The organism is Hymenobacter gummosus (assembly GCF_003970915.1).
In the GTDB taxonomy this organism is placed as follows: domain Bacteria; phylum Bacteroidota; class Bacteroidia; order Cytophagales; family Hymenobacteraceae; genus Solirubrum; species Solirubrum gummosum.
Map to the genome: position 1 here is coordinate 238887 of NZ_RXOF01000009.1, position 21608 is coordinate 260494.

Genomic DNA, 21608 nt, shown 5'->3' on the forward strand with positions numbered 1-21608 from the left:
CCTCCAACCCCGCACCAACTGAAAAGCGCAGCCACCAACGCCCTGACGTTAATGGCTGCGCTTTATCGTTCCTGTTGATTAGTGTCTGCACGTTGGCATTGGCGGCAGTGCAGGGCTGGAGGAAGGTCCTTCGCTGCGCTCAGGATGACGTTCTTTCCCCCCGTCCTCTCCTACCCTCACACCCTCCTACCCTCACACCATAACCTACTCGTCCAGGTACTGGTGCACGAACTTGATGGCCATGGCGCCTTCGCCCACGGCCGAGGCCACCCGGGCCATGGCGCCGGAGCGACTGTCGCCGGCCGAGAAGATGCCGGGCACGCAGGTTTCGAGGGCGTACGGTTCGCGCTGCTTTTTCCAGCGCTGGGCAAAGCGCGGGTCGGCCACCAGGTCGCGGCCGGTGAGGACGTAGCCGCGGCCGTCGCAGAGCACCGCGTCGCACACCCACTCGGTGCTGGGCTTGGCGCCGATGAACACGAACACGGCCCGGGCCGGGCACTCCTGGGTCTGGCCGGTCTGGTTCTGGCGCAGCACCACCGATTCGAGGTGGTCCTGGCCCTTCACTTCCTGGATTTCGGTGAAGGGCAGCAGCTCGATGTTCTCGGTGCGGCCGATCTGCTCGATGAGGTAAGCCGACATGGACGCGGCCAGCGAGGCCCCGCGGATGACGATGTACACCCGGCGGGCGTAGCCGGCCAGGTACATAGCTGCCTGCCCGGCCGAGTTGCCACCGCCCACCACGTACACGTCCTGCTGGGAGCAGGAGCGGGCCTCGGTGCGGGCCGCCCCGTAGTACACGCCCGCCCCCGTCAGCTGCTGAATGCCCGGAATGTCGAGCTGCCGGTAGCTCACGCCGGTGGTCAGCACCACGGCGCGGGTGCGCACTTCGCTGCCGTCGGCCAGGGTCAGCACCTTGTACTCGTCCTGCACGCAGAGCTTGGTGACTTCCTGGGCGCTGAGGATTTCGGCCCCCAGGCGCGTGGCCTGCGCCCAGGCCCGGTGGGCCAGCTCGGCCCCGCTCAGGCCCGTGGGGAAGCCCAGGTAGTTTTCGATGCGGGAGGAGGTGCCGGCCTGTCCGCCCGGGTTCTGCCGCTCGATGAGCAGCGTCTTCAGCCCCTCCGAAGCGCCGTATACCGCCGCGCCCAGCCCCGAGGGCCCGGCGCCGACCACCACCACGTCGTACAGATCCTGCGAAGCCTGCCGGGCCAGGCCCAGCTGAGCGGCCACCTCGTTGCGGCTGGGATGGGCCAGCACGCTGCCGTCCTCGGTCACCACCACGGGCAGGTCCTGCGCCGTCAGGCCCAGGCTTTCCAGCAGCAGCGGCGCCTCGGGATTGGTCTCGAAATCCAGCCACTGAAACGCCACCATGTAGCCAGCCAGAAAGTCCTTGAGGTCGTGCGAGAGCGGCGACCATTGAAAACCGATGAGCCGTACCCCGCGGAAGGCCGGCTGGTGCTGGGCCTGCCACACGGCCAGCAGGTCGTGCAGGGTGGGGTAGAGCAGCTCCTGGGGCGGGTCCCAGGGCTTCATCAGGTAGTAGTCGAGGCGGGCGTCGTTGATGGCGCGGATGGCGGCCTCGGTGTCGGCGTAGGCGGTAAGCAGCACGCGCTTGGCCTCCGGAAACAAGGTGCGGGCCTGCTCCAGCAGCTGCACGCCTTCCATGTCGGGCATGCGCTGGTCCGACAGCACCAGGGCCAGCGGCTCGGCGCGGGCCTTGAGCTGGCGAATCACCTCCAGGCCCTCGGTGCCCGAGCCGGCCCGCACGATGCGGTAGTCGGGCCGGAACTCCTGGCGCAGGTCCCGGTCGATGGCGGATAGCACCTGGGGGTCGTCGTCGACCACGAGCAGCACGGGTTTCTTTTCCATCGGAGCGGCAATTGTGTTGGTACGGGCCGACAAGTTAGGGCGCCAGCCGGCGGGAAGAAAACCACCCCGTCATCCTGACGAAGGAAGGACCTTGCTCGAGCCCTGCACAACTAAAAAGCGCAGCCACCAACGCGCTGTCGTTTGGGCTGCGCCTTCTTGCTCTGGCTGATTGGCGTCTGTACGTTGGCGTCTGTACGTTGGCACAAGCGGCGGTGCAGGGTGGGAGGAAGGCCCTTGACTACGTCGACCTTCGGTTCGGCTGCGCCGTACGCCAGATGAAGGATGACGTTCTTTTATCCGCTCATCTACTCAGCCATTCATCCGCTCAGCGGCCAGCGCGTAGAGCACCGGCCGGCTGGGGCTGGCGTCGAGCTGGAGCATGGTTACCTGCAGGTTCAGCAGGTACAGGCCGTCGGGCACGGCGTCGGGCACGAAAATCAACTCGGTGATGGTGGCCGCGCGGCGGATGTGGTCGGGGTACTGCCAGAAGATGTGATGGGCGGCCAGCACGCCCGCGTCCAGCTCCCGGTCCACGCTAGGCAAGTCGAGCAGCAGGTGCTCCACGCCCATATCGACCAGGTGCTGGGCCAGCTCGGCGCTGATGTAGGGCGGGTTATGACCGGAATACTGGCGCTGGCGCTTGGCCTCGTCGTTGGGCAGGGTGCGCAGAACCACGGCCTCGGGCGGCACCGGGGCGGCCTGCAGCAGCGGCAGCACGTCGGCCAGCTCCACCACCAGGTCGCCGTCGGGCCGGGGGCGCGGCGCCACCGACATCAGCCAGGCCACGAAGTGAAAGCGCGGGAGGCAGCCCGGCAGGGTGGCGGCCGGATCGGGGCTGATGTGGCCGTAGCACTCGGTGTGGGTGCCGTTGCCGTGGGGCGTCAGGTGCACGCGCTTGTAGTTGGTGCTGCCGCCCTCAGCCACCGAGCCCACGAAGCTGCCCACGCGAATCACGTCGATTTCCACCGGCTCGGCCCAGAAGCAGTTGACCTGCTCCGGCCCCGGCGCCAGCGGCAGGGCAATGTCGAGCGGCGCGGCGGCATCGAAGCGGAACGTGCGGCCGTGGTATTGAACGGTGGAGAGCATAAGCGGGAGGCTGGCGCCGGTTTGGCCGTCGAAGACGGCGTAACCGGTGCCTCAAATAAAGCAGGTTTTCAACCTGCGTGGAACGTTGCTTTATCAAACCAGCCTACTCGTCCGGGGGCCGCACGCAGGCTGAAAGCCTGCCTGATGTTGGGCACCGGTTACACTCGCTTCGCTCGCTAAACCGGCGCCAGTTCGCTCACGGCACGACGGGCGGCTCGGCGGTGAAGTCGGCGGCCAGCTGGTTGAGGATGCGGGCAATTTCGTCGGCGCGGCTGTAAACCATGAAGTGGGTGCCGCCCTGGATGAGGTATTCTACCTTGGCTGGGCCGGGAGGGAAGACCCTATCGTGGGTACCGCGAATCTGCACCGATGGGCCGATGTCGCGGCTGTCCCAGCGAAACAGGCTGCGGATGGCCCAGCGGGTGTAGCGCGGCTCCTGGTCGAGCAGAATCTGGCGGAACAGCTCGTACTCCGGCCCGTTGCTCACACCGAAATACCACTGGCCCACCCGGGGCATCAGGCGCAGAATCTGCGGGGGCAACCAGTGCTGCACGCCGGTGGCCCGCACCAGTTTCAGCAGCCAGGGCAGCTGGTCGGCCCCGGGGATGCTCGACACCAGTGCCACTAGGGCCAGGGGCCGCAGGCGGGCCATTTCCAGCGCCACCGTGCCCCCGAACGACACGCCCACCAGCCAGCAGCGCTGCTCCAGCGGAATACTTTCGGCCATGCGGGCGGCGTAGGCCGTGATGGGCTCGTCGGCATCGGCGGGCGGCAGCCAGGGCAGGTAGTGCACGGTGCCGCGCAGCTGCGGAATGAGGCGCTGAAACACCCGCTCGTCGGCGCCCAGGCCGGAAATCAGGTAGAACACGGGCTGGGGCTCCGGCCGGGCGGCGTCAGGCATCGAGGCGGCGGTAAATGGCTTCGAGGTAGAACACGTTGTCGGCCGCGGCCCGCTCCGCGCTGGCTTCCTCGTCGTCCTCGTCGGGGAATTCGTCTTCGTCGGCGGGGTAGGTGAAGGAGAGCTTGAGGGCAATGCCGGGCAGGGCAAACGGCTCCAGCTCCTCGGTGGCGTACTCCATCAGGCAGGGCCGGGGGGCGTTGGCCAAGGCATCGGCTACTTCTTCCTGCAGCTCCCCGGCCCGGGCCCCCGTCTGGCGCAGCAGCAAATCGAGCTGGGCAAAGGGCAGGCCGAGGTGGAAAAAGTAGGTCTGGTCGTCCAGCACGGTGGTGGCCCACAGGGTCACGTCGTCGGAGTTGTCGAACACGATGGCGCGCACGCGGACGTCCTCCACAAAAAAGTCGGCCCCGTATTCAACGGCATCAATCAGGCGTAGCATGCGGACAAGGTAAGCGGGGATGGGCAACAGGGCAAGCTACGCAGTACAGCAGCTCCGGGATGAGCCAGGGCCTGAGAAATGAGTTTGGGACCGGGCTGCTACCTTGCCGCCGAGCCATATTGCCCCCGATGCGTCTGCCCGTACGCCGTTTTGTATACCTGAGCCTGCTGGGGCTGACCGCAGCGGCCTGCCAGCGCCAGGGCTACCCCTCGCCACCCGTGGCGGCCACCTGGCGTCTGCCGGAAGCCCCATCCTCAGCCGCCCCGCCCGATTCGGCGCGGCCCGTCCGGCCAGCGGCTCCGGCCAGCCTGGTTCGGCTGGCGCCGCATCAGCGCATGGCGGCGGTGCCCCGTAAGTTGTCCGCGCCCAGCCGGTTTAACTCTGTCAAACCCGTCGTTATGAGTCGCAACAGCCAGGCCCGTCCGCCCGCACCGGCCGCTCCCCGCCGCCGGCCGCTGCTCAGTGAAAACCAAGTGGTAGCCCTGGCGCTGCTGGGTGGGGGCGCCGTGTTCACGGCCGCCGGCCTGCTGCTGATGTTGGCCGTGGGCGGCACCGGGGCCGTGGTGGCCGGTATTCTGCTCGCGGTGGTCGGACTGAGCTTGTTCTGCGGCTGGTTTTACCTGCGGGCCCTGGGCAAGGCCTACCAGCACTGAAATTGACCGCGCTACGTAAAACAACAAGCACCCAGGCGGCGCGGCCGGATTCAGGGCGCAGCCCCTCAGGCGTAGACCTCACTCGGCGCAGCCGAGCGAGTGCGCAAGAGGGCGGTCCGTCGAAATCAACTATCCGGCGCCTCCAAAAACAGCTCCAGCGTAATCTGGTCGGCCAGCAGCTTGCCGCGGTCGGTGAGGCGTAGCAGGTCGGGCGTCACTTCGGCCCAGCCGTCGTGCTGCAGCTGCCGCAGGTAGGCGGCGCGGGAGGCGGCCAGGTCGACGCCGAGCTGGCGCAGGTGGGCCAGGCTGCAGCCCTGGGCGGTGCGCAGGCTGGTCATCAGGTACTCGTTGGCGCGGTCGGTCGGGCTGAGCTCCTCGCGGGTGGCGGGCAGCTCGTGGCGTTCCAGCAGGCCCTGCACGTACTGGGCGTTGCTGGCCACGGTGTACTGCCGGCTCCGGCCGTCGAAGGAGTGGGCGCTGGGGCCCAGGCCCAGGTAGGGCGTGCCCTGCCAGTAGCTGCTGTTGTGGCGGGAGTAGTGGCCGGGCCGGGCGAAGTTGCTGATTTCGTACTGCTCGTAGCCGGCGGCGCGGCTGGCTTCCAGCAGCATTTCAAACTCCCGGGCCACAAACTCCTCCGGTGCCGGCCGGAACTGCCCTTTGCGCAGCTGCCGGCCAAACACCGTCTGCGGCTCCACGGTGAGGGCGTAGCACGACAGATGTGGCACCTGCAAAGCCAAGGCCTGCTCCAGGTCGTACTGCCAGATGCCGTGGCCGTTTTCCGCATTCGGCACTCCGTAGATGAGGTCGATGCTGATGTTATCGAGGCCCGCGTCCTGGGCCGCCAGCACCGAGCGCCGCGACTCTTCGGCCGAGTGCGCCCGGTTCATCAGGCGCAGGTGCGGCTCGTGGAAGCTCTGCAGCCCGATGCTCAGCCGATTTACCGGCGAGGCGGCCAGCTCCCGCAGCTTGGCGGGCGTGAGGTCGTCGGGGTTGGCTTCCAGGGTGATTTCCGCATCCGGAGCCACTTCGAAGCGCCGGTAGATTTCCTCGAACAGGCGCAGCAGCTCGGTTTCCGTGAGCAGGGAAGGCGTGCCGCCGCCGAAGTAGATGGTGCTCAGGCCGGCGCCGCCGAGGTAGTCCTGGCGCAGCTCCATTTCGCGCAGCAAGGCTTCAATAACCTGCGGCTTGCGCCCCAGCGAGGTGCTGAAGTGAAAGTCGCAGTAGTGGCAGGCCTGCTTGCAGAAGGGAATGTGGAGGTAGAGTCCGGCCATAGCAGCGCGAAGTGGTACTTCGCGTATTGTTGAACGATTGCCGCCCGGGCGGCAGCCCCCGACAAACGGGGCTGCGCTAAACCGTGGTTTGGTGTGCAAACCACGGGCTCGGTGCCAAATCAGCAGTAAGATTGTGAAACCGTAAGGCGCGGCGTCTGGTTCGTTTGGAGCAGTGGCCGGGTCAGCCGGTCGAAAAAATCGGCCGCCGGCCTGCCGCCGGGCGAAATGAAAAACCGCCGCGCCGCGTTGTGGCTCCCATGCAAAGGTATACCCGCGTTCTGCGTCTGCTCGTCGTGCTGCTCGGCCTGCGCCTGCTCGCAGGCGCGGCCGATACCGCCGCGCAGGTCACCACCTCGCCGGTAACCACGCCCAACCTGCCCGGCACCCAGGCCCCGCCGCTGCCCCCGCGCCCCCGCCTGGAAACCAAGCCCCCAAGCCCCCAAGCTCCCAGGAACCCACTCGCCATCCGCTTCGACGTGGAAGCCGCCGACCAGGCCTTGCTGCGCCGCTACCGCCCGCGGCTGGTGGCCCCCGACACGCTGGAAGCCCTGCGCTCCGTGCGCGAGCTGCTGCTCGCCCTGCAAACCGACTCCTACCTCACCGCCTCGGCCGACGAGCTGCACTGGCGCCGTGATACTTTGGTCGTGCGTCTGTACGTGGGCGAGCAGTTTCGCTGGGCCCAGCTGCAGCGCGGCAACGTGACCGAGGACGTGCTCAGCCGCTCGGGCTTTCGGGAGCGGCTCTACGCCGGCCAGCCCCTGCGCCCCGCCGAACTGGCCCGCCTGCAGCAAACCGTGCTCGACAACGCCGAAAACGAGGGCTACCCCTTCGCCCAGGTGCGCCTCGACTCGGTGCAGCTGCGCGGGGCCGATATTTCGGCCCGCCTGCACCTGGAGCGTGGCCCCGTGGTCATCTTCGACTCCCTGCAGATTATCGGCAAGAGCAAGACGCGCAAGCGTTTCCTGATGAAGTACCTGCAGATTGTGCCCGGCCAGCCCTACAGCCAGCAGCGCGTCGACGACGCGGCCCGGCTGCTGCGCCTGCTGCCCTACCTGCAGCTGCGCGAGGAGCCGCAGGTGCTTTTTTCCCGCGGCCTGGCCCGGGTGTACCTGCCCATCGACGACCGTAACGCCAACCAGTTCGACGCCATCGTGGGGGTGCTGCCCAATACCAACGTTGCGCCCGGCCAGAAGCGCGTGCAGATTACCGGCGACGTGACGCTGAACCTGCGCAACATCGGCGGCGGGGGCAAGCAGCTGGGCGTGCAGTGGCGCAAGGTCGACGCCGCTTCCCAGGTGCTCGACGCGGGCTACCAGCACCCTAACTTCTTCGGTACGCCCATCGACGTGGCCGGCACCTTCAACCTATTCAAGCAGAACGACGAGTTTCTGACCCTGCGCCCGCGCCTGCAGCTCAGCCACGTAAGCCCGCGCGCCGGCCGCCTGAGCGTATTTGTGGAGCAGCGCAACTCCCGCCTGCTGGCCAACGCCTCCTTCCCCACGCTCACGGTACTGCCCGCCAACGTCGACTCGCGCTACACCGCCTACGGCCTCGACCTGAACCGCTCCTCCCTCGACGACCCGCTGTTTCCGCGCCGCGGCACCCTGTTGCTGGCCACCGGCGCCATCGGCACCAAAATCATCAGCCGCAACGCCGACCTGCGGCCCGAGCTGTACGACGGCCTGCCCCTGCGCACCACCCAGACCAGCCTGAGCGCCCGGGCCGAGCACTACTTCCGCATCGGGCAGGGCGGCGTGCTGATGACGCGTCTGCGCGGTGAAGCCCTGCTCAACCAGCGCCTGTTTCTGAACGACTTGTTCCGCCTGGGCGGCCTTTCTACCCTGCGCGGCTTCAACGAGCTGCAGTTCTACGCCGCCCAGTACGGCATCGGCACCGTGGAGCTGCGGCAGTTTACCGGCCCCGAGGCCTACGTATTCGTCTTTGCCGACCAGGCCTACCTGCGCCAGGGCCTGCCCGGGGCCCCCGGCGAGGATGCGCCCACCGGCCTGGGCGCGGGCCTGAGCTTCCGCACCGGCGCGGGCGTGTTTCAGTTCGTGTACTCCCTGGGCCGCACCAACAGCCAGCCCTTCTCCTTCAGCGCCTCCAAAGTGCACTTCGGCATCACCAGCCGGTTCTGATAGGGTGTGAGGGTATGGGGGTAGGCGTTTATGAGTTGTCAGAACGATAACTCATGAACGCCTACCCCCATACCCTCCTACCCTAAACTATTCCACTACCGTCGTGGAGTTGTCCACGGCGTAGCCACTGCTGTCGGGCTCGGGGTGGGTGCTGTGCCGCGTCGTCGGCGACTCGGTGCTGATTTGGTCGGTGTCGTGGTTGTTGTTGCAGGCGGCGCTGCAGCTGAGCAGCAGGCCCGCCGCGGCAAAACGCAGCAAACGAATCATGGCAAGGGGGGCATAGATGGTTTCTTGCGATACGCAGGAGCGGGAATCGGGGTGCGGGGCCGGCTGGCCGAAGTAAGTGTTAAGAAATTATTGCCGCTGATAATCAGGCGGTAATGCTGGTGTTGCCGGCAAATACAAACCAAGAGCTGGCTTTTTCGAAAAAGCATACTACTTTTGCATCACCAAACAGTGCGGGGTGGAGCAGTTGGTAGCTCGTTGGGCTCATAACCCAAAGGTCACTGGTTCGAGTCCAGTCCCCGCTACCTCAGAAAAACGACCCGGTTGCCATTACGGCGGCCGGGTCGTTTGCTTTTGGCCCGAGCCACTGCCGGGCTCCGAGTCGGGCGGGTCGGTTTTCTTTGCATTCCCGTTGGGCTGGGCTGCCAGACCGACCAAGCTCCTCCATTCCCGTACAACCCCCATTCCCACCCCATGATTGCCACCGAATCCATGACTGCCGCATCCCGGATTGAACACGATTTCCTGGGCGAGCGGGCCATTCCGGCCGAAGCCTACTATGGCATTCAGACGCTGCGCGCCCTCGAAAACTTCCACATCACCGGTATTCCGCTCAAGGCCGAGCCGCTGTTCGTGCAGGCGCTGGCTTTCGTGAAGAAAGGTGCCGCCCTGGCCAACCGCGACCTGGGCGTGCTCGACCCCAAGCTGGCCGGCTACATCGCCCAGGCCTGCGACCGGGTGATGACCGGCGAGCTGGACGACCAGTTTCTGACCGATATGATTCAGGGCGGGGCCGGCACCTCGGTCAACATGAACGCCAACGAGGTCATTGCCAACGTGGCCCTGGAACTGATGGGCAAGCAGAAAGGCCAGTACGAGTTCTGCCACCCCAACAACCACGTCAACTGCTCGCAGAGCACCAACGACGCCTACCCCACGGCCTTCCGCATCGCGCTGAACAACAAGCTGCAGAGCTACCGCGACGCCCTGGCCCTGCTGGCCGACGCCTTTGCCGCCAAGGGCGAGGAATTTCGCAACGTGCTGAAAATGGGCCGCACCCAGCTGCAGGACGCGGTGCCCATGAGCATGGGCGATGAGTTCAAGGCCTTTGCCACCAACCTGCGCGAGGAGCTGCTGCGCATCGACGACTCGCGCCGCCTCATCAGCGAAATCAACATGGGCGCCACCGCCATCGGCACGCGGGTGAATGCGCCGGAGGGTTACGCCGAGCTAGTAACCGAGCACCTGCGCGACATCACCGGCCTGGAGCTGGTGCTGGCCGGCGACCTGATCGAGGCTACCTACGACACCGGGGCCTACGTGCAGCTCTCGGGCGTGCTGAAGCGCACGGCGGTGAAGCTGTCCAAGATCTGCAACGACCTGCGCCTGCTCTCCTCGGGCCCGCGCACCGGCATCAACGAAATCAACCTGCCGCCGCTGCAGCCCGGCTCCAGCATCATGCCCGGCAAGGTGAATCCGGTCATTCCGGAGGTGGTCAACCAGACGGCTTTCTACGTCATTGGCGCCGACCTGACGGTGACCATGGCCGCCGAGGCCGGGCAGCTGCAGCTGAACGTGATGGAGCCGGTTATCAGCTTCGCCTTGTTTACCAGCATCAGCTACATGACCAACGCCTGCCACACCCTGCGCGAAAAGTGCGTGGTGGGCATCACCGCCAATGCCCGGCACGCCGAAGACCTGGTGCGCAACAGCGTGGGCATCGTCACCCAGCTCAACCCGGTGCTGGGCTACGAAACCTCGGCCGAAATTGCCAGGGAGGCGCTGAAAACCGGCAAATCGGTGTACCAGATTGCAGTGGTGGAGCGGCAGCTGCTGAGCCAGGCCAAGTGGGACGAAATCTTCACTTTCGAAAACCTCATCCGCCCGCACTTCATCCAGTAAGCATTCAGGCAACGGTCGTTCTGCGCTACGCTCTGAATGACCTGCTTTCCCGACAAGCCCGGCGGATTATATCCGTCGGGCTTTTTGGTGGGCTGGCGGTAGCCAAACGGCGCAAATAATGCCCGGGTAATAGAGCCGGCTCAAAGAGGGGCCGATGATTCCCAATAAGAAACTGTTAAAAGTTAATTCTGAACGGTTTAGGACGTAACTTTGCACTCGGTTTAGAATGGCGAATCAGTCTACTGGCCGATTACCCGGTTCGGGCGCTTCTTTCGCCGCGGCCGACGACGGGTATTGGTCGGGGCCGCCGCCTTTTCAACCCCCTAAGCAACCAATGGGCGGGCTACCGTCTCGTTGGACATATCACCGCCCTGCTTCCCCGCCCGCCCAAGCCATTCCCGGTTTGCCTGAAAGAAATGACTTCAAATTATATGGCTGTTAATCAGGGCGTTGTTGCTAGGCAGGGCGGTGGTGGTGACTTCTGGTCAAAGTATTTGTTGCTCAGCATCGTCGTCCCGAATGGTGTCGACCGTGAGAAGCGTGTTATGAAGTACGCATATGCGTGGCTGGGGCTATTGTTGCTGCTCGTGGGGCAGCCGGCGCTGGCGCAGAAAATTGTATTTTCCGGGCAAGTAACTGAAGCCGCCAACGGGCAGCCGGTGCCGTTTGCCTCCATCTACGTGAAGGGCACCACGCTCGGCACCACCGCCGACGACGAGGGCCGCTACCAGCTGACGCTCAATCAGCCGGTAGACTCGCTCACGGCTTCGGCCGTGGGCTTCCGGCCCAAAAGCCGCAAGGTGAGCCGGACGTTGGAAAAGCAGACGGTAAACTTCCCGCTGCCTTCGGCGGCCCAGCAGCTGGGCGAGGTGGTGATTCGCTCCACCGAAAACCCGGCCTACGCCATTCTGCGCAAGGTGCAGCAGCACAAAAAGCAGAACGACAAGGGCCGGCTCGACGCCTTCGAGTTCGACAGCTACAACCGCATCGAGGTGTCGTTGTCGGACATTACCGACCGGCTGGCCCGGCGCAAGGTGATTCGCGACATGGCTTCGGTGGCTTCGTCGGTGGGGGAGATGGAGCGTAATGCTTCGGGCAAACCCACCGTGCCGCTGTTTGCCTCGGAAGTCATTTCGCGCTACTACGTGCGGCACCGGCCCAACCGCGAGCGGGAGGAAATCAAGCACAGCAAGCTGCACGGCGTGACGCCGCGCGACGGTACGCTGCTTTCGCAGGTGCTGGGCTCGTCGTTTCAGGACTACGACTTCTACCCCAACTGGCAGGTGGTGATGGGCAAGGACTTCATCTCGCCCATTGCCGACGGCTGGCGCATTACCTACGACTACGACCTGGAGGACACGGTGCAGATCGGCGCCAACAAGTGTTACCAGCTGAAGGTGTTTCCGCGCCGGGCCCAGGATCTGGCCTTTACCGGCCGCATCTGGATTACCACCGACTCCTACGCCCTGCGCCGCGTGGACCTGGAAGTGGACCCCAAGGCCAACATCAACTTCGTGGACCAGATTCGGGTGTACCAGGACCTGACGCCGTCGTCGGCTGGGCCCTGGCTGCCGCAGCGCACCCGCGTGGTGGTGGGCATGAAGCCGACCAAGAACCAGACCGGCCTGCTGGTGCGCTTCAACACCATCAACTCGGGCTTCCAGGCCGGACAGCCGCGGGAGCTGCCGTTCTACGACCAGCCCTTTGCCTCGGCCCCGAACGCGCTGAAAACGCCCGCCGGCTTCTGGGAGCAGAACCGCCCCGACACGCTCACGGCCCAGGAAGCCCGCACCCTCACCGTGCTCGACTCGGTGGGCAAGCTGCCCTCGGTGCGCACCTTCTTGGAAGTGGCCGACCTGGTGGTGAACGGCTACGAGGAGCTGGGGCCGCGCGGCCGCTTCGAGCTGGGGCCGATTCTGAGCACCTACACCTGGAACAACGTGGAGGGCCACCGCCTGCGCCTGGGCTTCCGCAGCACCCCGGAGCTGAGCCCCGACTGGCTGCTGAAGGGCTACGCCGCCTACGGCACCCGCGACGGGGAATTCAAGTACGGCTTGTCGGTGGACCGCATTCTGAACCGGCCTAACTGGACGGTGTTCAGCGCCAAGTACAGCCACGACATCGATCTGGTGGCTTTGCTCGACAACGACCTGGCCCTGGAAAGCCCGCTGTTTGAGGCCGCCGCCCGCTTCGGCAACGTGAAGCCCGGCCTGCCCCTGTGGCGCGACCTGACCGCGGTGACGGCGCAGTCGGACCTGTTCCACAACTTCACCCAGAAGCTCACGCTGCGCCACCAGCGCTTCGACCCGCTCTACAACTTCGCCTATTACACCACCGCCAACCACGAGCCCGGCGCCCCCACGGCCCAGAACTTCAACCTCTCGGAGGTGATTCTGGAGTCGCGCTACGCCCCGGGCGAGGTGCTGATTCAGAACCAGAACCGGCGCTACGCGGTGGGCACCATGAAATGGCCGGTGTTTACGCTCAAGTACACCCTGGGCCTGCCGGGCGTGCTGGGCAGCGACTTTAAGTACCAGAAGTTCAACTTCTCGATGGAGCAGAGCGTGCAGCTGGGCCAGCTCGGCCGCACCGAGTACATCCTGGAGGCGGGCTACATTCCGAGCACGGTGCCCTACCCGGTGCTGAAAAACCACCTCGGCAACGAGTCGCCCATCTACACCTCCAGCGCCTACAACCTGATGCGCTACTCCGAGTTTGTGAGCGACCGGTACGCTTCGCTGCACGCCGAGCACTACTTCGAAGGCCTGTTTATCAACGCGGTGCCGCTGCTCAAGAAGCTCGACTGGCGCCTGCTGGCCTCGGGCAACGTGCTGTACGGCGGCGTGAGCCAGGCCAATCGGGACGCCACTCCAGCTTTCGAGCCCGACGGCACCCCGCGCCCCACGTTCCGCTCGCTCACGCCGAGCACGCCCTACGTGGAGCTGGGCTACGGAGTAGAGAACATCTTCAAGTTTATCCGCGTCGACTTCCTGCACCGGCTCACCTACCGCGACCTGCCAAACGTGAAGACCTTCGGGGTGAAAGTCTGCGCCCAGTTTAAGCTGTAAGCACGGACTGCCGGCCACCTTTTCAGCGGCCAGGCTCAACCCGAGCGGCGGCTGAACGTTAACAGAAGCCGCAACTACCTACCGCGCCGCGGCCGCCTCATCGGGTGCCGCGGCGCGCTACTGTTTGGGCGTATGGCAGTTCTGGCATCCTTGTGGTCGGCGCTGCGGCGGCACTGGTCGTACTACCTCACCGAAGCCGCCGGCGTGGCCGCTTTCCTGGCGTTTATCAGCGTGAGCAGCGTGCTCATTCACCACCCCGACCTGCCACTGCGGGGCTGGCTGGGCGAAACCGAGTGGCTGCGCCGGGCGGTGCTGGCCGGAGTGGTCGTTCTGGTCGTGGCGGCCATCACCTACAGCCCCTGGGGCCAACGCTCCGGCGCCCACATCAACCCGGCCGTGACGCTGGCTTTCTGGCACCTGGGCAGCCTGCGCACCGCCGATGCCTTCTGGTACGTGCTGGCCCAGTGCACCGGGGGCGTGGCCGCCGGGCTGGGTCTGAGCTGGGTTCTGCGCCGCTGGTACGCCCACCCCGACGTGAACTTCAACCTCACCGAGCCCGGCCCGGCCGGCGTGGCCGTGGCCCTGCTGGCCGAGGTGGTCATTTCGGGCCTGCTGATGTGGCTGCTGCTTTACGCCCTGCACTCCGAGCGGCTGCGCAGCCGCTCGGGGTGGCTGGTGGCGGCGCTGCTGGCCGTGTACGTGGTAGTGGAAGCCCCGCTGTCGGGCATGAGCCTGAACCCGGCGCGCAGCCTGGGCGCGGCCGTGGGCGCCGGCCGCTTCGAGCACCTGTGGATATACTGGCTGGCCCCGATTCCGGCCATGTGGCTGGCGGCGGTGCTGTTTCAGCGCCTGCACCAGGGCGCCCCGCTCGAATGCGCCGTGCTGGCCGGCTGCGCCACCCGCTCCGAGCACGGGCCCTACGCCACCGAGCCACCGCAGTTTCCCAACCCCGAGGGTGACCAGGAGTAGCGGCGGAGTAACTGGCATGCTACCCAGCTGCGGCTCATCTGCGCCGTAGCGCGAAGCTCTGCTTCGCGTATCCTGAACGACCATCGTTGTTTATCAGTCAACGACAAACGTGTGGGATACGCGAAGCGGAGCTTCGCGCTACGTACAGCCGCAATAGACGCGCAGTAACTGGCATGCTACCAACCTTTTTTGGCGGCAGTGGGTATGGTTTAGTACTTGTTCTGCCCGGGCTATTTGACGAACCCGGTGCTTTCCACTACCACAACCATCACCCCAATGTCCATTACCAACGAACTATTAAACACCGTGCTGCGCCACGCCGGGCAGGAGGTGTCGCGCAAGGAATTTCTGAGCCTGGCCGGGCGCGGCCTGGCCGTGGGCGTAGCCGCCGGCACGCTGGCCGGCTGCAACTCCGGCGGCTCCGGCAAGGCCGAGGCCAGCAGCGCTACGCCTACCACCGGCACGCCCGCCGCGGAAGTCGACGCGGCCACCACTTACACCTCGCCGGGTGGCGCCCAGGTGCCTTCGTCGGAAGCGGTGTCGCCGCCGGCCAAGGTGCCGGCCGACGTGAGCAAACCCATCGAGCTGGAGGCGTGGAAGTCGGACGTGGACCCGCAGTCGGGGCCGGTGCCCACGCCGCTGCCGCCCGACCAGCGCGTGGGCTACGCCCTGGTGGGCCTGGGCCACCTGACGCTGGAGGAGCTGCTGCCCGCGTTTGGGGAGTGCAAGAAGTCGAAGCCGGTGGCGCTGGTCAGCGGCTCGCCCAAGAAGCTCAAAAAGGTGGCCGCGCAGTACGGCATCAAGCCCACCAGTTGCTACTCCTACCAGGACTATGACAAGCTCAAGGACAACCCCGAGGTGCAGGTTATCTACATCGTGCTGCCCAACTCCATGCACGCCGAGTACGTCATCCGCGGGGCCCGGGCCGGCAAGCACATCCTCTGCGAAAAGCCCATGGCCAACTCGGTGCGGGAGTGTGAGCTGATGATTGCGGCCTGCAAAGAGGCCAAAGTGAAGCTGATGATTGCCTACCGCGTTCAGTACGAGCCCAACAACCGCCTGGTGCGCGACATGGTGCGCGACAATAAGTTCGGCCCGCCCAAGTACATCGAGGCCCAGAACAGCCAAAGCTCGGCCAACCCCGACCACTGGCGCCACAAGAAAGACCTGGCCGGCGGCGGCGCCCTGCCCGATATCGGCCTGTACTGCCTGAACACGAGCCGCTTCGTGCTCGGCACCGAGCCCACGGAGGTATTCGGCTACATGCACAGCACGCCCGGCAACCCGCTGTTCAAGGAGGTGGAGGAAATGATGTCCTGGCAGATGCGCTTTCCCGGGGGCGTCGTCGTCAACTGCGTGACGCACTACAACACCCACGACTCGCGCTTCTACCGCGTCAACGCGGAGCGGGGCTGGATTCACGTCGACAACGCCTACGCCTACCACGGGCAGAAGCTGCAAACCTCGCACGCCGAGGGCCCGGCCAAGATGCAGAACCAGATTGTCATTCCGGAGAAAAACCAGTTTGCGGCCGAAATGGACCACTTTTCGGAGTGCATCCTGGAAAGTAAAGACCCGCACACGCCCGGCGAGGAAGGCCTGCAGGACCAGCGCATCATGGAGGCCATCTACCAGTCGGCGCGCGAGGGCCGGCCGGTGAAGCTGCCCGCCGTGCAGGGCACCGACGTATTCCGCGGACCGGAGCCGAAGCGGGCGTGAACGGTGGTTGAGGGGATGAGTGAATAATTAGAACGTCATCCTGAGCGCAACGAAGGACCTTTCTCGCACCCTGCACCAACTGAAAAGCGCAGCCACCAACGCCCAATCGTCTGGGCCGCAGGGGCTGCGCTTCTGCATTGCGGCTATTACCGAAAAAGCGTCAGCACTTCGTCGGTAGCGGCTGTGCGGGCTCTGAGGAAGGTCCTTCGGCTACGCCTCAGGATGACGTTCTTATTTCTCCGCTCATGCCTGCTTACGCCGCAAACATTGTGGCGTGGCTGGCTTTGAGGCTGGCTTCGGCGGCTTTGTGCATGGCCGGGCTGCGGCGCACCTGCGAGGGCGCCACGCCGAATTTCTTGCGGAAGGCCGTGGCAAAGTGCGCTGCGTTGGTAAAGCCCACCGACTCGGCAATGTCCTGCACGGGCTGGTCGGTGAGGGTGAGCAGCTGCTGGGCCACGGTGAGGCGCTTCTCGGCCACGTAGCCGAACACGGTGGTGTCGAACAGCTGCCGGAAGCCCTTCTTGAGCTTGAAGTCGTTGGTACCAAACAAGCGGGCCAGCTCCAGCAGGCAGCGAAGCATCTCGCGTGCTGACGCCTGCAACGAATCACGCAAGATGCTTGACTACGTCTACCTTCGGTTCGCTGCGCTCTGCCTGACGTTCTGTTAGCGTGCAATATTTCCCCGCCGCTATACAACCAACCCCACGCCGCTGCGCACTTTGAGGTGAGTTTCTGGTTTTTCGTTGTCCTCTTGCCATGACTGCTGCCTGCCAACCGCACTACCTCGTTCTGGAAAAGAAGCTGCGCCGCAACACTACCCTGCTGCGCATCTGGCTGACTACCGGCGCCGCCGCCACCTCCCTGGCCGCCGCGCTGCTGTAGCCGCCCAGCGCCGCGAAAATCAACTGTGGAGTAACCCCGCGGCCGGGTTCGGGGTACATCCGGGCTAAGCCCCGCCCAAGCGCGGCTGCCCGTGCCCATGACCACCCGCCACACCTACGACCTCGGCGTAATCGGCAACTGCGCCTACCTGGCCCTGATTCGGCAAGACACCCGCCTGCAGTGGCTGTGCTGGCCCCGCTTCGACAGTGGCTTCGTCTTCGGCGCTTTGCTCGACGAGGAGCAGGGCGGCGAGTTCAGCCTCTTGCCGCCCGAGGGCGAGTTTCGCACCCGGCAGTACTACCGCGACAACACCAACGTGCTCTGCACCGAGGTGGAAACGGCCCAGGGCCGCTACCGCGTCACCGACTTTGCCCCGCGCTTCCAGCAGTACGAGCGGTACTACAAGCCGCTGATGATTATCCGCAAGCTGGAGCCCCTGGCCGGTACGCCCCGGGTGCGCGCCGTGTGCCGCCCCACCGGCGACTACGGCCGCCAGCCGCTCACGCCGCGCCGCTCCTCCAATCACATTGCCTTTCTGGGCCTGCCCGAGGAAATCCGGCTGACCACCAACGTGCCGCTCAGCTACATCCTCGACGGGGAGGACTTTGCCCTGTCGGAGACGAAATACCTGGTGCTGACCTACGGCGCCCCGCTGGAAGCCCCGCTGGAAAGCACCTGCGAGCAGTTCCTGAGCCGCACCGAGTCGTACTGGCGGCAGTGGGTGAAGAGTACCAGCATCGGCAGCGTGTTCCAGACGGAGGTGATTCGCTCGGCCCTGGCGTTGAAGGTGCACCAGTACGAGGACACCGGCGCCATCATTGCGGCCAGCACCACTTCCTTGCCCGAGGCGCCCGGCAGCACCCGCAACTGGGACTACCGCTTCTGCTGGATGCGCGACACCTACTACATCCTCACGGCCTTTAATAACATCGGCCACTTCGAGGAGATGGAGCAGTACTTCCACTTCATTGCCAACATTTCCACCAAGGTGCGCGACAAGTACCAGCCGCTGTACTCCATCAGCGGGGCCTCGGAGCTGATTGAGGAGGAGCTGCACCACCTCAAGGGCTACCTCGGCAACCAGCCGGTGCGCATCGGCAACGACGCCTACACCCACATCCAGAACGACGTGTACGGGCAGGTGCTGGTGGCCCTGCTGCCGCTGTACGTGGATAAGCGCTTCACCGACCCCGAACGGGCCCACTCCGAGCAGATGATGTACGAGGCCCTGCATTTCATTGAGCGGACTATGGAGCAGCCCGACGCGGGCCTGTGGGAATTCCGCAACCTGGCCCAGTACCACTGTTACACTTACCTCTTCCACTGGGCCGGGGCCAAGGCCGCCTGCAAGGTGGCCGCGCGCCTGGGCAACACCGACATGGGCGAGCTGGCCAGCCGCCTCACCCGCGAAGCCCGCGAGAAAATCGAAGCCTGCTACGATGCGGAGCGCGGCTGCTACACCAACGCCATCGGCTCGCCTCACCTCGACGCCAGCGGCCTGCAGCTTATCCTGATGGGCTACCTCGACCCCAACTCCGAGCGGGCCCGCACCCACCTGGCCGCCCTCGAAGCCGAGCTGATGACGCCCGAGGGCCTGTTTTACCGCTACCGCCACGCCGACGACTTCGGCACGCCCGAAACCACCTTTCTCATCTGCACCTTCTGGTACATCGAAGCCCTGGCCTGCGTGGGCCGCCTCGACGACGCCCGCCAGGCCCTGCAGAACATCCTGCGCTACACCAACCACCTGGGCCTGCTCTCCGAGGACGTGGACGCCCGCACCGGCTCGCAGTGGGGCAACTTCCCCCAGGCCTACAGCCACGTCGGCCTGGTCAACGCCGCCTACCGCCTGGCCAAAAAGCTCGACCGGCCGGTATTCTGGTAAGCGGTTCACCCGCTGTCATTGCGAGGAGGCACGACATTCCGCGCATCAAGCGGCGTCAACCGTAGGAAGGCGTAGCCAATCTCTCCTCCCGAGGCACCACGGCCCAGCCAGCACCAACCGAAAACCGGCCCCGTGCGAAACTGCAGATGCCAGTTTCGTACGGGGCCGGTTGGCACAGTGGCTGCCGAGTACTCAGCACAGGCATTTCCTAGTGACAAAGGGCCTACCGAGTACTCGGCAAACACATTTCGAGTTGATGCAGCCAGTCCCGGCTACTCAGCACGCGCATTTCCAGTTGGTGTAGCCTACTCTGACAAGTCCGTTTTCAACGCGTGAAGCCCCCGCCGCCTAGGCGACAAGGGCTTCCTCGTATCAAACAAAATCTTCTACTCCTCCGCCGCAATCAGCCCGCGCAGCAGGCGGCGCACGTCGGCGGTGTTGCGCACTGAGTACTGGGCAAAGGAACGGGCCTCCGTGCCGACTTTGATGGTGTACGCCTCCGCCGGGAGGGCGCGGAAGGTGTCCTCGTCGGTGCGGTCGTCGCCCAGGGCCAGGATAAAATCGGGCTGTAGCTCCTGCACCCAGCGGGCGGCGGCGGTGCCCTTGTCCACGCCGGCGTTTTTCACTTCCACCACCTTGTTACCGTCGAGCACCAGCAGCCCGCTGCCCTGCCCGATAAAGGTGAGGTGGGTGAGCATATCCTGGGCCCGTTCGCGGCCCAGATCGGGGTCGGAGCGGCGGTAGTGCCACACCAGAGCGTAGTCCTTCTCCTCGATAAAGGAGCCGGCCGTGCGGCTCACGTACTGCTCCATCACCGGCCGGATATCCACTTTCCAGTCGTTGCGCAGGGGCTGAATCATCTGCCAGTCCTCGCCGCGGCGGCGCAGCCAGATGCCGTGCTCGGCAATAAAATCCACCGGCAACTCGCCCAGCCACTCGGCCAAAGTGTGCCGGTCGCGCCCCGAAATGATGACCACGTGGTTGCGGGCGTCGGCGCAGAGCTCAGCCAGCAGCTGGCGCAAGGTCTCGTCGGGCCGCACCTGCTTGGGGTTGGCGTGGAAGGGCATCAGCGTGCCGTCGTAGTCGAGCAGGAGCAGGCGGCGGCCGGCGGCGGCGAACTGCGCGTGCAGCTGCTGCCGGGTGGCGTCGTCGAGCAAGTCGGTGTTCAGCGCGCCCTGCTTGATTTTGCTGTAGGCCAGGCGGTCCATGAACAGCTCTACCCAGGCGTGGATGTTGTAGCGCTTCACCAGGGCCTGCAGGCCCTGCATGCGCTGCTGCTGCTCGTCCTCGGGCATGGCCAGGGCCTGGTATAGCGTGTCGGCCACCTGCTCGGTGTCGGTGGGGTTGATGATGAGGGCGTCGGACAGCTCCCGGGCGGCGCCGGCCCGCTCGCTGAGCACCAGCACCCCGCGCTGGTCCAGCTTGCTGGCAATAAATTCCTTGGCCACCAGGTTCATCCCGTCGCGCATGGGCGTCACCAGGGCCACGTCGGCCAGCCGGTACAGCGCCGACAGCTCCTCGATGGGGTAGGAGCGGTAGAAGTACTGAATCGGCGACCAGTTGATGGTGCGGTACTGCCCGTTGATGCGGCCCACCAGCTCGTCGATTTCCTCCTTCAGCGCCTGGTACTGGGCCACCTGGTCGCGCGAGGGCACCACCAGCATCAGCAGGGTCACGCGGTTGTGCAGGTCGGGGTAGCGCTTGAGCAGTAGCTCGAAAGCCCGCAGGCGCTGGGCAATGCCCTTGGTGTAGTCGAGCCGGTCGATGCTGAGCACCACCTGCTGGCCCTGCAGCGCCTCGCGGTACTCGTGCTCCAGGCGGCGGGCTTCTTCGGAAGCGGCTATTTCGGCGTACTTGTCGTAGTCGATGCCCATGGGGAAGGCGTCGACCAGCACGGCGCGGCTGCCGGTTTCCACCAGCCCGTCGCGGCGGCTCAGGTTCAGCAGCCGCTCGGTGGCGCTGAGGAAGTGGCGCACGTAGCCGTAGGTGTGGAAGCCGATGAGGTCGGCCCCGAGCATGCCCCGTAGCAGCTGCTCGCGCCAGGGCACGGCCCGAAACAGCTCGTAGGACGGGAACGGAATGTGCAGGAAGAAGCCGATGGTGGCCTCGGGCAGCCGCTCGCGCAGCATCCCGGGCAGCGGCAGCAGCTGGTAGTCGTGCACCCAAATGGTGTCTTCGGGCCCGGCCAGCGCGGCCACCACCTCGCAGAACTTGCGGTTGACGGCCTCGTAGGCCTCCCAGGTGTGGGGCTCGAACTGCGCGTACTGGGCGAAGTAGTGGAAGGTGGGCCAGAGGGTTTCGTTGCTGAAACCCTCGTAGAAATCCTTGATTTCCTGCTCGGTGAGGAACACCGGCTGCATGTGGTCGGCCGTCAGCTGCTCGGTTACGCGCTGTTCGTCTTCGGGCGTGTCGAGGTACTGTCCGGGCCAGCCCACCCACACGTTTTCCCCGCGCCGGTAAATGGACCCCAGGCCGGTAGCCAAGCCCCCTTCGCTGGGGCTAAACTGCAGCTCACCTTCGGCGTTGCGGGATACTTTCGTCGGCAGGCGGTTGGAAACGATAATGGTGCGAGACATAGGCACGTCAGGGGATGGTTCGGCCTCTTAC

At 65.4% G+C, this 21608-nt stretch carries 16 protein-coding genes and 1 tRNA gene; 9 read left to right on the top strand and 8 right to left on the bottom strand.

Translation table 11 applies throughout. The features are described from left to right. Positions 1-204: 204 nt before the first annotated feature. From EJV47_RS16675 to EJV47_RS16690, 4 genes are all read right to left on the bottom strand, one after another. Positions 205-1866: an NAD(P)/FAD-dependent oxidoreductase gene (locus EJV47_RS16675; protein ID WP_126694310.1), complete on the bottom strand. Its 1662-nt coding sequence runs from the start codon at positions 1864-1866 to the stop codon at positions 205-207. Between the two features lie 309 nt (positions 1867-2175). Beyond that, positions 2176-2952 (bottom strand): cyclase family protein, encoded by a 777-nt coding sequence (locus tag EJV47_RS16680; protein ID WP_126694311.1) that lies wholly within the window; start codon positions 2950-2952, stop codon positions 2176-2178. 196 nt (positions 2953-3148) lie between these two features. After that, positions 3149-3853, bottom strand: coding sequence for an alpha/beta fold hydrolase (locus tag EJV47_RS16685; protein WP_126694312.1), 705 nt, complete (start codon positions 3851-3853; stop codon positions 3149-3151). Further along, positions 3846-4289 (bottom strand): hypothetical protein, encoded by a 444-nt coding sequence (locus EJV47_RS16690; RefSeq protein WP_126694313.1) that lies wholly within the window; start codon positions 4287-4289, stop codon positions 3846-3848. Before EJV47_RS16690 ends, EJV47_RS16685 begins: the two co-directional genes overlap by 8 nt. Before the next feature lie 398 nt (positions 4290-4687). Between EJV47_RS16690 and EJV47_RS16695 the strand changes: the two genes are divergently transcribed. After that, a complete protein-coding gene (locus EJV47_RS16695) occupies positions 4688-4942 on the top strand; it encodes a hypothetical protein (RefSeq protein ID WP_126694314.1) in 255 nt (84 codons plus the stop codon). Between the two features lie 125 nt (positions 4943-5067). On the opposite strand, the gene hemW is transcribed toward EJV47_RS16695, so the two are convergent. Further along, complete coding sequence (gene hemW / locus EJV47_RS16700) at positions 5068-6213, bottom strand: radical SAM family heme chaperone HemW (protein WP_126694315.1); 1146 nt, start codon at positions 6211-6213, stop codon at positions 5068-5070. A gap of 257 nt (positions 6214-6470) precedes the next feature. Here hemW and EJV47_RS16705 point away from each other — a divergent pair, with 257 nt between their 5' ends. Continuing rightward, a complete protein-coding gene (locus EJV47_RS16705; protein ID WP_126694316.1) occupies positions 6471-8351 on the top strand; it encodes a BamA/TamA family outer membrane protein in 1881 nt (626 codons plus the stop codon). 87 nt (positions 8352-8438) lie between these two features. On the opposite strand, the gene EJV47_RS16710 is transcribed toward EJV47_RS16705, so the two are convergent. After that, positions 8439-8618 carry a hypothetical protein gene (locus EJV47_RS16710; RefSeq protein ID WP_126694317.1) on the bottom strand — a complete coding sequence of 60 codons (180 nt, stop codon included), beginning with the start codon at positions 8616-8618 and terminating at the stop codon, positions 8439-8441. Positions 8619-8808: 190 nt separating this feature from the next. Here EJV47_RS16710 and EJV47_RS16715 point away from each other — a divergent pair. The 5 genes from EJV47_RS16715 (at position 8809) to EJV47_RS16735 (ending at position 16234) form a co-directional block, all read left to right on the top strand. Further along, positions 8809-8881: transfer RNA gene (locus tag EJV47_RS16715), tRNA-Met, on the top strand. Between the two features lie 169 nt (positions 8882-9050). Beyond that, a complete protein-coding gene (gene aspA, locus EJV47_RS16720) occupies positions 9051-10478 on the top strand; it encodes an aspartate ammonia-lyase (RefSeq protein ID WP_243651190.1) in 1428 nt (475 codons plus the stop codon). 545 nt (positions 10479-11023) lie between these two features. After that, a complete protein-coding gene (locus tag EJV47_RS16725; protein WP_165903794.1) occupies positions 11024-13546 on the top strand; it encodes a DUF5686 and carboxypeptidase-like regulatory domain-containing protein in 2523 nt (840 codons plus the stop codon). A 132-nt stretch (positions 13547-13678) separates the two neighbouring features. Beyond that, positions 13679-14515 carry an MIP/aquaporin family protein gene (locus EJV47_RS16730; RefSeq protein WP_126694319.1) on the top strand — a complete coding sequence of 279 codons (837 nt, stop codon included), beginning with the start codon at positions 13679-13681 and terminating at the stop codon, positions 14513-14515. Between the two features lie 276 nt (positions 14516-14791). Further along, positions 14792-16234: a Gfo/Idh/MocA family protein gene (locus EJV47_RS16735; RefSeq protein ID WP_126694320.1), complete on the top strand. Its 1443-nt coding sequence runs from the start codon at positions 14792-14794 to the stop codon at positions 16232-16234. 253 nt (positions 16235-16487) lie between these two features. Here the strand turns inward: EJV47_RS16735 and EJV47_RS16740 are convergent, their stop codons facing one another. Beyond that, positions 16488-16814, bottom strand: a complete 327-nt coding sequence (locus EJV47_RS16740; RefSeq protein WP_126694321.1) for a helix-turn-helix transcriptional regulator — start codon at positions 16812-16814, stop codon at positions 16488-16490. Positions 16815-16990: 176 nt separating this feature from the next. Between EJV47_RS16740 and EJV47_RS28905 the strand changes: the two genes are divergently transcribed. After that, positions 16991-17116 (top strand): hypothetical protein, encoded by a 126-nt coding sequence (locus EJV47_RS28905; protein ID WP_279389063.1) that lies wholly within the window; start codon positions 16991-16993, stop codon positions 17114-17116. 97 nt (positions 17117-17213) lie between these two features. Then, positions 17214-19001 (top strand): glycoside hydrolase family 15 protein, encoded by a 1788-nt coding sequence (locus EJV47_RS16745; protein WP_126694322.1) that lies wholly within the window; start codon positions 17214-17216, stop codon positions 18999-19001. A gap of 386 nt (positions 19002-19387) precedes the next feature. Here the strand turns inward: EJV47_RS16745 and EJV47_RS16750 are convergent, their stop codons facing one another. Further along, positions 19388-21577 (bottom strand): bifunctional alpha,alpha-trehalose-phosphate synthase (UDP-forming)/trehalose-phosphatase, encoded by a 2190-nt coding sequence (locus tag EJV47_RS16750; protein ID WP_126694323.1) that lies wholly within the window; start codon positions 21575-21577, stop codon positions 19388-19390. Between the last annotated feature and the right edge of the window lie 31 nt (positions 21578-21608).